General features: G+C 59.7%; 16 protein-coding genes. All 16 read left to right on the top strand.

Features of this window, described 5'->3' with window-relative positions; translation table 11 throughout:
• The first annotated feature begins 10 nt into the window (after positions 1-10).
• Positions 11-1,396 carry a DUF1073 domain-containing protein gene (locus tag AC19YT_RS13050; protein WP_500610412.1) on the top strand — a complete coding sequence of 462 codons (1,386 nt, stop codon included), beginning with the start codon at positions 11-13 and terminating at the stop codon, positions 1,394-1,396.
• Between the two features lies 1 nt (position 1,397).
• Complete coding sequence (locus tag AC19YT_RS13055) at positions 1,398-1,691, top strand: hypothetical protein (RefSeq protein ID WP_500610413.1); 294 nt, start codon at positions 1,398-1,400, stop codon at positions 1,689-1,691.
• A 3-nt stretch (positions 1,692-1,694) separates the two neighbouring features.
• The gene (locus AC19YT_RS13060; protein WP_500610414.1) at positions 1,695-2,510 is read left to right on the top strand and encodes a phage head morphogenesis protein; all 816 of its coding nucleotides are present in this window, start codon (positions 1,695-1,697) and stop codon (positions 2,508-2,510) included.
• Positions 2,511-2,535: 25 nt separating this feature from the next.
• On the top strand, positions 2,536-3,693 hold the full coding sequence (locus AC19YT_RS13065; protein ID WP_500610415.1) for a DUF2213 domain-containing protein: 1,158 nt from the start codon (positions 2,536-2,538) through the stop codon (positions 3,691-3,693).
• Between the two features lie 2 nt (positions 3,694-3,695).
• Entirely contained in the window at positions 3,696-4,190 is a 495-nt protein-coding gene (locus AC19YT_RS13070; RefSeq protein ID WP_500610416.1) for a structural cement protein Gp24, read from the top strand.
• A gap of 5 nt (positions 4,191-4,195) precedes the next feature.
• Positions 4,196-5,224, top strand: coding sequence for a DUF2184 domain-containing protein (locus tag AC19YT_RS13075; protein ID WP_500610417.1), 1,029 nt, complete (start codon positions 4,196-4,198; stop codon positions 5,222-5,224).
• Positions 5,225-5,292: 68 nt separating this feature from the next.
• Positions 5,293-5,619, top strand: a complete 327-nt coding sequence (locus tag AC19YT_RS13080; protein WP_500610418.1) for a hypothetical protein — start codon at positions 5,293-5,295, stop codon at positions 5,617-5,619.
• A 43-nt stretch (positions 5,620-5,662) separates the two neighbouring features.
• Positions 5,663-6,082 carry a DUF4054 domain-containing protein gene (locus tag AC19YT_RS13085; RefSeq protein WP_500610419.1) on the top strand — a complete coding sequence of 140 codons (420 nt, stop codon included), beginning with the start codon at positions 5,663-5,665 and terminating at the stop codon, positions 6,080-6,082.
• Positions 6,083-6,682 carry a hypothetical protein gene (locus AC19YT_RS13090; RefSeq protein WP_500610420.1) on the top strand — a complete coding sequence of 200 codons (600 nt, stop codon included), beginning with the start codon at positions 6,083-6,085 and terminating at the stop codon, positions 6,680-6,682.
• A complete protein-coding gene (locus tag AC19YT_RS13095) occupies positions 6,679-7,050 on the top strand; it encodes a hypothetical protein (RefSeq protein WP_500610421.1) in 372 nt (123 codons plus the stop codon). Before AC19YT_RS13090 ends, AC19YT_RS13095 begins: the two co-directional genes overlap by 4 nt.
• Positions 7,047-7,592, top strand: a complete 546-nt coding sequence (locus tag AC19YT_RS13100; RefSeq protein WP_500610422.1) for a phage neck terminator protein — start codon at positions 7,047-7,049, stop codon at positions 7,590-7,592. Before AC19YT_RS13095 ends, AC19YT_RS13100 begins: the two co-directional genes overlap by 4 nt.
• A gap of 18 nt (positions 7,593-7,610) precedes the next feature.
• The gene (locus AC19YT_RS13105; protein ID WP_500610423.1) at positions 7,611-8,753 is read left to right on the top strand and encodes a DUF3383 family protein; all 1,143 of its coding nucleotides are present in this window, start codon (positions 7,611-7,613) and stop codon (positions 8,751-8,753) included.
• 10 nt (positions 8,754-8,763) lie between these two features.
• A complete protein-coding gene (locus AC19YT_RS13110; RefSeq protein ID WP_500610424.1) occupies positions 8,764-9,171 on the top strand; it encodes a hypothetical protein in 408 nt (135 codons plus the stop codon).
• Positions 9,172-9,174: 3 nt separating this feature from the next.
• Positions 9,175-9,576, top strand: a complete 402-nt coding sequence (locus AC19YT_RS13115) for a hypothetical protein (RefSeq protein ID WP_500610425.1) — start codon at positions 9,175-9,177, stop codon at positions 9,574-9,576.
• Positions 9,577-9,587: 11 nt separating this feature from the next.
• Positions 9,588-9,740 carry a DUF6889 family protein gene (locus AC19YT_RS13120; protein WP_500610426.1) on the top strand — a complete coding sequence of 51 codons (153 nt, stop codon included), beginning with the start codon at positions 9,588-9,590 and terminating at the stop codon, positions 9,738-9,740.
• On the top strand, positions 9,733-11,196 hold the full coding sequence (locus AC19YT_RS13125; RefSeq protein WP_500610427.1) for a hypothetical protein: 1,464 nt from the start codon (positions 9,733-9,735) through the stop codon (positions 11,194-11,196). The genes AC19YT_RS13120 and AC19YT_RS13125 overlap by 8 nt, the downstream gene beginning before the upstream one ends.
• The last annotated feature ends 115 nt before the right edge of the window (positions 11,197-11,311 follow it).

Genomic DNA, 11,311 nt, shown 5'->3' on the forward strand with positions numbered 1-11,311 from the left:
CGGTGACTTCATGAGCAAGAAGGGCTTAGTGCCAGCAGACAAAAAGCTGGGCAAAGCCCTTGTGCGGGCCGCTCAGAAGTACGAGGCGCAGATCAAGTCGTCGAGTGACGGCCTGGTAAACGTCGTGTCCGGCCTGGGCACGCAGAAGGCCAAGCGCTCACACAACCAGTTCCAGTACGGGTTCCTGAACGACTTCCAGCAGCTGGACGCGGCGTATCAGACCAGCTGGCTTGCCCGGGCGATCGTGGACTATCCGGCCGAGGACATGACCCGCGAGTGGCGCACCCTCAAGTGCGACGACGCGGATGTTATCCGGGCCGAGGAAGACCGCCTGCAACTGCCTGCCATGGTGAGCGAGGCTACAAGCTGGGCTCGCCTGTACGGTGGCGCCGGCATCCTCATGCTGACCAACCAGGACCTGACCAAACCGCTCAAGCCGGAGAAGATCAAGAAGGGCGACCTGTACCGCCTGCTGGTGATCGACCGCTTCGACATGACGGCGATGGACCTGAACCAGACCAACATCCTGGCCGCGAACTACTTGCAACCGGAGTTCTACACCATATCCGCCGGCGCCCAGCAGATCCACTGGACGCACTTCGCCCGGTTCGCCGGTGCCAAGCTGCCGCGCCGCCAGCGTGCACAGACGCAGGGATGGGGTGACTCAGAACTGCGCAAGTGCCTTGACGATGTGATGGATATCGTAGCCAGCAAGGACGGCATTGCCGAGCTGATGCAGGAAGCGAACGTCGACATCATCAAGCGCGAAGGCCTCTCGGATGAGCTGGCAAGCGATCAGGACGACGCCATCACGGCGCGGTACGCCCTGTTCAGCATGATGAAGTCGTCGATCAACCTGGCGCTGCTGGATGGCGAAGAGACGTACGACCGCAAGACCCTGGACCTTTCCGGGGTTGCGCCGGTGCTCGACCTGCTCATGACGTGGATCAGTGGCGCGGCGGATATCCCGCTGACCCGCCTGTTCGGCACTGCATCAAAGGGGCTTGGCGACACTGGCGCGGGCGACATGAACAACTATTTCAACTCGCTTTCCTCGAAGCGGTTGACGCAGATCGACCCAGGCCTTCGTCAACTCGACGAGGTGCTGGTTCGCTCGGCAACTGGCCAGTGGCTGGACGACTTCAACTACGTCTGGAACCCATTCCAGCAGCCTGACGCGGTCGAGATCGCTACCGCGAACAAGGCCAAGGCCGAGACCGACATCCTGTACAAGGACGCCGCCATCGTCACCACCAGCCAGATTCAGCGACGACTACAGGCCGAAGAGCTCTACCAGTTCGACGACGAGAAGATCGAAGCGCTGGAGGCTGATGAGGACCTGACGATGTTCAACGACCCGCCGGACGACGGCAAAGACAATGACCGAGGTGAGTGATATGTCGCTTTACGTTCAAAGCCCGCTTGGCGCGCTTGTGAGTCAGGAAGAAACAGTAGCGCTTCGTAATTTGGCCGCTCTGGCGTGCGAACTGGATGGCCACGGCACAGACCGGTCAATGGAGGTCGCAAAAAAATTCTTCTCATTGATGAGCAAGGCTGCAGACGATCTGATTGCCGCCCATACGAAGCTTTCTGGTGGCTGCGCAGCCTGCGGACAAACTGATACCGGGCAGACCGGTGAGTATCCGTGCAAAGCGTGCGGACTGCCGATGGAGCACGATCAGAAGGCTTAACCCATGGACATGATCGGCATCCAGTACAACGCCAGACTTCAGCGGCTGGTGAAGCAGGTCAAGGCGTCGATCAGCAAGGAGATCATGCCGCTGGTTCGCCAGCTGGCGCCGGAGTACACGCAGGACGCGATGGTCACGACTGATGCCTGGTCTGACCTGATCCTCAACGCCATATCCACGCTGGTGAGCCGATGGTCGTCACCGACGGTACAGGCCGCCGGTGCGCGTATCGCCGGTGAGTTCGTCCAGTCGTCGCTCAAGAAGTCCGAGCGCGACCTGAAGAAGTCGGCCGGCATCGACGTGTACAGCGGCAACTCCGCTCTGCAGGACTACCTGAAGGCCTCAGCCCAGCAGAACGCCCAGCTGATCAAGTCCATCCCCGCGAAGTACCTGGAAGAGGTGCAGACGCTGGTGATGGCGAACATGCGTTCCGGCATGCGCCCTGGCTACATCGAGAAGGCGTTGCAAGAGCAGTTCGGCGTGACCCAGCGCCGCGCCAAGATGATTGCCCGCGACCAGACATCGAAGATCAACGGCGAACTGGCTGAGAAGCAGCAGAAGGGCGCCGGCTTCGAGTACTTCCAGTGGATCGACTCCGACGACAGCCGTGTCCGGCATCGCCACTCGGAGATTGCCAACAAGGTCACCGCCTACGGCAAAGGGATCTACCGGTGGGACGACCTTCCGTTGAGTTCTGACGGCGTTCCGATCAAACCCGGCTCCGACTATCAGTGCCGTTGCATCGCACGCCCAGTGAGCGCACGCGAGGTCAAGGCCAACCAGGACGCGGGCCGCACAGCGCCGGGCGTTCTTCGCTAATTCATCCAATCCGCGAGGCCGCAACATGAAGTGCACGGTTTTCGACCGGGCTGGGTATCGCATCACCCAGCGAGAGTACACCGACGAGGGGTTCCTCAAGGTTCCGGGCCGGGTGGCTCGCACCGGGATTCAGGAATACCTGGCCCGCGAGCTTGGCCTCGACGGCGATCCGATGCGGGTTGTCCGCGTGTACCGCCCTGAGGAAGAGGTATTCAACGACGCCTCACTCAACACCTACGACGCCTCCGACATCACAAGTCCCCATCCGCCCCTGCTGGTCACGGCACTTACCTACAAGGGCGTGGCGGTTGGTGTAGTTCGCGGGCCAGGGCGCCGAGATGGCGACTTCGTGGTGTGCGACCTGATCGTAAAAGACCAGAAGACCATCGACGAGATCATTGGCGGAAAGTGCGAACTGTCCGCCGGATACACCGCCGTCTACGACGAAACCCCAGGGGTGACCGAGGACGGCCAGGCATACGACTACATCCAGCGCGATATCAAGATCAATCACGTCGCGATCGTAGAAAGAGCAAGGGCGGGCGCCAATGCTCGCGTTTTTGACCACACCCCGGAGAGCAACATGACCCATAAAGTCACGCTGGACTCAGGTAGCTCGGTCGAAGTGTCAGACGCGGCAACCGCTGTCGCGATCACTGACGCTTTCGAGCGCCTGAACAAGAAGGCACACGATGCACAGGCCCTGGCCGATAAGGCCCAGGCCGCTGCTGATTCTGCCACCGAGAAGCTCGGCGAGGCCTTGAAGGCTTCGAGCGACGAGGCCATTCAGGCGCGCGTCAACGCGGTTTCCGTAACCCACGCCCAAGCCCGCAAGGTCGCCGGCGACGGGTTCACCTGCGACAGCCTCGACGTGATCGAGATCAAGCGCGCCGCCCTAGCCGTTGCCCTGCCGAAGCGTGACTGGTCGGACAAGTCCGCCGGCTACGTTGAGTGCGCCTTCGACGCCGAGTCCGACAAGGATGAGGAAGAAGACGACGACAAGGACGAGAACGGCAACAAGAAGGTCAAGGCGCCCACCGGTGACACCGCCGCGCTCTTCGCCCAGTTCGTACAGCTCGCCAAGGACGGCGCGACACCGGCCGCTACCGCCGACGCCGCGCCGACCCCATACCAGGCCCACAAGCAAAGCTTGTCCGGCGCCCACAAACAGAAAGGAGCCTAACCATGCCAGTTCAAGGTGGTAACGCAATCAACCACGGCGTCGCGTACGCGGGCATGGTCGCTGATGGCGAAGTGTCCAACGGCGTCTCCAAGGTCAACAAGGGCACCGCCAACATCGCCTACGGCCTGGGTGTGGTCACTGATGGTGACGACGGCGCCAAGCTGCCGGTAGCCGCTTCGACCGCGGCCCAGTTCATCGGTGTCGTGAAGCGTGAGCTGAACCGCGCCTACACCTCGACCGATGTATTCGGCGCTGTCTCCAAGCGCGACATGACCGTCGAGACCATGGCGCCTATCTGGGTAACCGCCCGCGTGGCGGTCGCCAAGGATGACCCGGTCTACCTGGTAGTCGGCGACGGCACCGGTACCAACCAGGGCCAGTTCTCCAACGTGGTCGGCGCCGCCGCCACTCTGGCAGTCCTGATCCCGAACGCCAAATGGGTCAGCACCGCCGGTGCCGGCGCGCTGGCTAAAATTTCTCTGAAAATCGGGGGCTAATCGACATGACTCAGCTTAAGAAAATCGTCGTAGCCATCGATGCTGCTATCGCGCACCAGATTGGCCGCGATGCGTACCAAGTGACCTTCAACGACGGTCTTCCGACCCTCGACGACGGCCTGGCGTTCTACATCAGCCAGCTGGCTAGCCTGGAATCTCGTATCTACGAGGCCAAGTACGCCGCAATCAACTACATGGAGTTGATCCCGGTCGACACTTCTCTGCCTGAGTGGGTAGATCAGTGGGACTACATCAGCTACGACGGCGTGACCCTCGGCAAATTCATCGGCGCAAGCGCTGACGACCTGCCCGATGTAACGCTGAACGCCAACAAGTCGACCGTGCCAATCGGCTACGCTGGCAACAAGTACAGCTACAGCCTGGACGAGCTTCGCAAGTCTCAGCAGCTGCGCATCCCGCTGGACACCACCAAGGCGAAACTGGCCTTCCGTGGCGCCCAGGAGCACACACAGCGTGTGGCTTACTTCGGTGACGCTGCTCGCGGCATGACCGGCTTGTTCAACAACCCCAACCTGGCGCTGTCGAACTCCACGCTGGACTGGTACAACGCTGCCACCACCGGTGACCAGATCGTTGCCGACCTGAACAAGATCCTGGTTGACGGCTACCTCAACTCGGCAACTGTTCACCTGTTCGACACGATCGTCTTGGATGCCGCCCGCTTCGCGTTCATCTCGAACAAGCGTATGGGCACCATTACCGACAAGACGATCCTCGAGTACTTCCGCACCAACAACCAGTTCACCGCGCTGACCGGTCGGCCGATCAACATCTTCAGCCGCCTGCAACTGTCCGCTGCCCAGCTGGCCGCCGCCGGCGTGTCCAACGGCAACAAGGACCGCATCGTCGCTTACGAGTTGAACGACGAGAACCTCGGCATGCAGGTGCCGATTCCTTGGCGCTCCCTGGCTCCGCAGATGTGGAACCTCAAGGTCAACGTGCCCTGCGAGTACAAGATCAGCGGCGTTGAATTCCGCTATCCGTTCTCTGGCGCGTACCGCGACCAGTTCTAACCAGCCGATCCATGGCCGCCTCCGCTATGCCCGGGGCGGCGGCCAATGACTCCGGGCGAGGATTCGACATGTTCCTGAAGAACGAAGCAGCACGACTGATTACCATCAACCACCTGGTGGACGACAAAGAAACCAGCTACCCGATCCTGCCTGGCAAAAACCCGGCGGTCGAAGTGCCGGATGCGGTGGCCAAGATCGATTTCGTCAAGGCCCTGCTGAAGAACGGCGATCTGCGCCGCGTTGGTGCTGATGAGTTGGAAGGCGACGACGATGACGAAGGCGACGACATCGAAGATCTGCGCGAACAGGCGGGCCGAGCTGGCGTAAAGGTCAACAAGACCTGGGGCAAGGCTCGCTTGCTGGAAGAAATCGCCAAGGCCTCGAAGGCCGAGTAACACCCGGGCGCTTGGCGCCCACTCATTCATAGCCGGAGAGCCCATGTTAATCACCCCTGAGATGATCGCGGCTTTCCGCAGCAATCCCGTGTTCAAGGCGTTTGCCGATCCGGTGAAGTGGCACGACGAATACATCGTTGAGGCCCTTTGCGAGGCCGGCACCGAGACTGGCTCAAGCCGGTGGGGCGCCCTCGAACTGACCTGCGACAACTTCAAGTGGCGTGGCATGCAGTACTTCGCCGCGCACTGGCTGGCAACCAACTTTGCCACGCTCGGCGCCAGCGGCACACCCAACTCCGAGGCCCGTCTCAACGTGGCCCAGAAGTCCGTAGGTGATGAATCGATCGCTTACCGCGTACCACAGATGATGGACGCGGGCACCGACTGGCTGACCTTCACCAACTACGGCCAGCAGTTCTACAGGCTCAAGAAGCGCGCCGGGATGGGCGCCAAGGCGGTTTAGATGATCACTCTCGATATCCAGGGCTTCCAGGAACTGCAGGACGAACTGGCGAAAGAGCTGAACGCGCTGAAGTCGAACAAGGTCGTCACCGTCGGCATCCATGAAGAAGCCGGCGACGTTGAGTCGGGCGACCTGACCATGGCGAGCCTCGGCGCGATCAACGAGTTCGGCGCCGACATCAAGCACCCGGGCGGAACGTCCTACGGCTACGCCAGCAAGGCTGCTGCCGACCGCGATGAGGTTCGCTTCCTCAAGACCGGCAAGGGCTACATGGAACTTGGCGTGACCCAGGCGCACACCATCAACATCCCGGCCAGGCCATGGCTTGAGCCGGGGGTTGCGAGCGCGACGCCAGAAGTGCTGCTGACCATCCAGGATGGTATGGAGGCCGGTAAGTCGATGGACCAGATCCTCGAGGCAGTCGGTGTGGTGGCTGCAGGCAAGGTGAAGGTGTACATGACCGACCTGAAGACGCCGCCCAACGCCGCATCGACCATTCGCAAGAAGGGAAGCAGCAATCCGCTGATCGACACCGGCGCCATGCGCCAGTCGGTCACGCACAAAGTTTCCATTGGTCCCGCATCGGAGGGTCTCGAATGAGCCTGAATATGGAGGGCCAGATCGATGGCGTGTTTGTCAGCGTTGACGCAAGTCGCACGGTCGATGTGGGCGGGCAATTGGTGAAAGGAATATGGACTCCTGGTGCACCAGACACCAAGCCCTACGTCGTCAACATCCAGCCTGCAAGTGATCGAGAAGTAGATTTCATCCGCCAGGGTGGCGAGCGCATAACAGACGCGCGCCGCATCTACATCAACCAGGGCGAGATGCAACTGATCGACCAGACCGGTACCTGGACGTTCCTGGGCCAGCAGTGGAAGGCCGTCAAGTGCGACAACCGCTACTGGCGGAACTACTGCAAGGTCATTGTCATGCGCATTGACGATCAGTCAGGTGGCCCAGCATGACCAACCAAGAGCTATTCGCAAAGCTGCGCCCGATTGTGATGCTGGCGACCGGCGTGCCTGAGTGCCTGCTGGCCGATCAGATCGGCCCTGGCAGCATGCCTGCACCACAAGGGGCCTACGCAACGATCACGCCACGGCAGTCCGTCAGCGAGCGCGGCCAGGCCAACATCGTTTCGCGCAACAGGCCGGGGGAACTCGTAGAGGTCGATGTTCGAGCTCAGATCATGTGCTCGGCCAGCGTCAACTTCTACCGCGGCGAGGCCCTGATGTACGCCGAGCGCCTGAAGCAGGCCAACAAGAGGCCCGACGTAAGCGTGATGCTGTTCAAGTCCAAGATCGGCTGGAGCAGCACGGACGCCGTCAACAACCTCACCAGCCTGCAGTCGGCCAACTTCGAGCAGAGGGCGCAGATCACCATCCGCCTGATGTACGAAACCAGCAGCCTACCGGCTATCAACAACATCCTGAGCGCCGAAGTGGCGCTCCAGAACGAAAAAGCGCGGGTCATTGAGACCTTCACCGTGGAAGTCACCCCCACATAAACCATTGGAGCTAGCACAGTGAGCTATCCAGCTACCAACATCATCCGGATTAATGCCCGGATCAGCCCGGCCGGCCTGGGCAATGCGAACTTTGCCAGCGCCATGCTGTTCGCGCCACAGGTCGGACTACCAGCAGGATTCCTGCCGGATACTTATCGGTCGTACTCCACTCTTGCGGCCCTATCCATAGACTTTGCGGACACCACCGAGACGTACAAGGCTGCTCAGCGCTGGCTTGGCGGTACACCAGCTACTCGTGAGCTGAAGGTTTATGGCGCCGCCACCACCGACACTACTCGCGCGCAAACAATGAATAAGGCTCGCAACATGGTCTGGTGGTACTGGACTATGTGGACCGCTCCAATACTGGCTACCAAAGCAGATGTGCTGGCGATCGCCCAATGGTGCGAAGACAACACCAGCATGTTTATCGACAACCAGACCGGAGCCGCAGTCACTGCTATTCGTGATCCAGCACTGACGACGGACATTGCAAGTGCGCTTACTACCGCTGGCTTCCGTCACGCCTACACCGCAGCACACGCTACTGACGCTTATGCAGGTTCAGCCCTGGCAAAACACTTCGCAGCAGTGAACTACAGTGCCGACCGCTCGACCATCACTGGCGAGTTCAAAAAGTCGCCAGGCGTCGCCGCCGAAAATCTGACTGGTACGGCCTACACGGCTATGCAGAGTGACAAGAAGAAGGCTGTGTTTTACACCGTAGTCGACAATCAGGGTTCTACGGATTCTGGTCGCTGGCTGAACACGCTGACGCACAGCGCCTACGGCGAGTACATCGATGATGTGGTGAATCTAGATGCGTGTGTTAACTACCTGACCACATCGCTCTACAACGCAGTTGCCAACCAAACTACCAAGCTGGGCCAGACCCCGGTCGGCCAGGCCGTGCTGATCGGCGCCGCAAGGGCGACCATGCAGCAGTTCATCAGCAACGGCTATCTCGGCCCCCGCAACTATATCGACCCGGACGACGGTCTCGAGAAGTACACCGCCGGTTTCGAGATCCTGACAAAGCCCGAGGACATCCTCGACCTGTCGGAAGCCGACCGCAATGCACGCAAGTCCGCACCGCTGCGCATCCGACTGTTCCGCGCCGGCGCCATCCACATTGTTGACGTTGACCTTGACGTTTATTGATAGGTGACCCATGAGCCTGAGTAATTTCTCGAACGACTTGACCGTCGTCACCATCAATGGCAGGCAGATCCAGGACTGGGGCGATACTGCCACCCCATATACGGATGCACCCATTGATGCTCGCAGCCAGTTGCGTCGAGGTCAGGGCGGAAACGCTGTGCGCCTTGATCGCCAAAACCCGGGCCGCGAAGTGAACGTTTACCTCAACCCGGGCTCGTCCGACTCGGCATACGTGCAGGGCCTGCTGAACTCGAATGCCAACATCACGCTGACCTTCACCCAAATTGGCACGCTGGAAACGGCGCTGGGCTCGGAAGGAGTGATCGTGAACGATGGCCAGCGAGGCCGCGCTGGCTCCACCATCACAGACGACCAGTTCACGATGCAATTCAATATCTGGGAAGCGACAAGGGGCTGATAGATGAGCGTAAAACCATTCACCATTGGCGGCGCGCAGTACAACGCCGCCATGGCCAGCGCCGTAGATCAAGACCGCCTGATGTCCCTGCTATCCGCCGCGGTGCTGGAGCGATTCGCTACGGCGGCAGGGGCCGGCTTGGAAGTAGACGACCAGGTGCTTTGCGCCATGTTCATGTCGATGCGCCAGGACGTTAAGGGGCAGGTTGCACAGATGCTCATGGCGCGCGTTCTTCTCAACGGAACCGAGCGCACCGTCTCCGTCGCCGACTTTGGCGGCAAGATAGTGCAATACAACCAGCTGCTTGCCGAGTTGCTTCGCTGGAACCTGTCCGATTTTTTCGGCTGGCTGCCAAGCGCCGCAAAAGGCGTTCGGCAGGACGAAGCGGCAAGCGCAGCGCAGTAAATTGGTTCCTGATGCGCCCCTGTGTCGGGATCGTGGGCGTCTGCCCGCCGCTGTGCACCTGGGCGCAACTGGCCGACGGATCGCTCTCGATAGCGGACGTAGAGCGCTTTAACCAAGCCATGGACGAACTGTGGGATCAATACGAGGCCGCGAAGAATGGCTAGCAAAGTTCTGAAGTCGTTCCTGATCGGCATAGGCTATGACACCAAAGCCCTGGAAGCGGGCGACAAGAAGATCAACGCCAGCCTTCAAGGTATTAAGTCGAATGCCTTGGGCATTTCTGCAGCTCTTGTTGGTGCTTTTGGTGCCGGTGCCGGCGTGATCGCCAGTACGGCAAACAAAATCGATCGCCTTGCTGCAGCAACGCAGAACATGCGCACACCGATGAACACCGTTTACAACTTCGGAAACGCAGTCGAGGCGATGGGCGGCCAGGCTTCAGAAGCATATGATGCACTGAAGAGGTTTGAAGAGTTTCAGAACAACTTCAACCTTAACGGTCAGGACGGCTCGATTGACTCCCTCGCAAAGGCTGGTATCGACGTTGGTTCGCTGGCCGCTACCAGTGGCGGCGACGCCATGGACTTCGCCAGGGAGCTAGAAAGGCAGTACCAAGGGCTAAATGAGGGGCAGAGAGCGCAAGTTCAGGATGCTCTTGGCCTGTCGAATGGTGTGTCAAGACTTCTTGGTGAAGGAAAGGCAGAGTCAAGAATGGCGCAGGCCGCCAGCAACACTGGCCCAATCGACCAAATGACCGAGAGCGCCCGACGGTTCGCAGACAGCAACACTGACCTTAGCCAGAAGTTCGAGGGCTTGGCCAACGAGCTTACGGATAAGTTTCTCCCAAGCCTGATTGGTGCGAGCGAATGGGCCAACAAGTTCCTGGCAGAGCACCGAGGCGAGATTAGCAAGGGGATTGATTACGCTGCTGACAATCCGGGCGCCACCACGACGCTTCTTGCTTCAAGCGCGTCCTCGTTGCTTGGCTCCATAATTTCAAAGCTTGGCCTAACTTCGATTGGTAGCGTGGCTACGAAGGCTGGCGCTGTCGGCCTGGTGGGGGCTGGTAGCGCAATCGGTTCAAATCTGGTCAACCAGGGCTTGGACAAATACGTCCCGGGCTATAGAAGCGTATCTCAAGACTTTGATGATCTGCTAAAGGGGGTCACTGGCCTAGCACGGATTCCTAGTCCGCTGGACCTCATGTCCGGGCGCTTTCCTGGCGTTGAAGATCAGCCGAAAGTCAGCACAAGCCCATCCGTTAGCACTCCATCTGTGCAGCAGATCCATTACAGGGATGTGCCGCCGCAGAATGTTGACGACTTGGTTAAGGCTCAGATATCCGCAAGACACAATATGGACAGGGATGTCCCGCCATTAAATCAGCGGGATATGGACGATTCTTTATCTGGCGTAGTCGATCGCGGAGATGGTGAATTACCGCCAAGGGTTGAGTATCGACAGTCACAGCCCGAGCAGATCTACGGTGAAAGATCGGCAGCAGACAGCATGCCTCCGCAGGCAAGTGCAGATGATAGCTACAAGGATGTGCAATCACAGAATAGTGACGATCTCGTCAGGGCAATACAGCGAGCCAAGGTCAACGTGTGTTGGCGCTGATTGAAAACTGACCCACCCTGCCGATTGAAAATTGACCCAGGGCGGATTGCTGATTTTGGCATCAGCAATTGTGGATAAGCTTAGCAGTCGTGTCCCGGTGGAAGAGGCATTAAAG

The organism is Pseudomonas sp. MF08875, assembly GCF_059862525.1.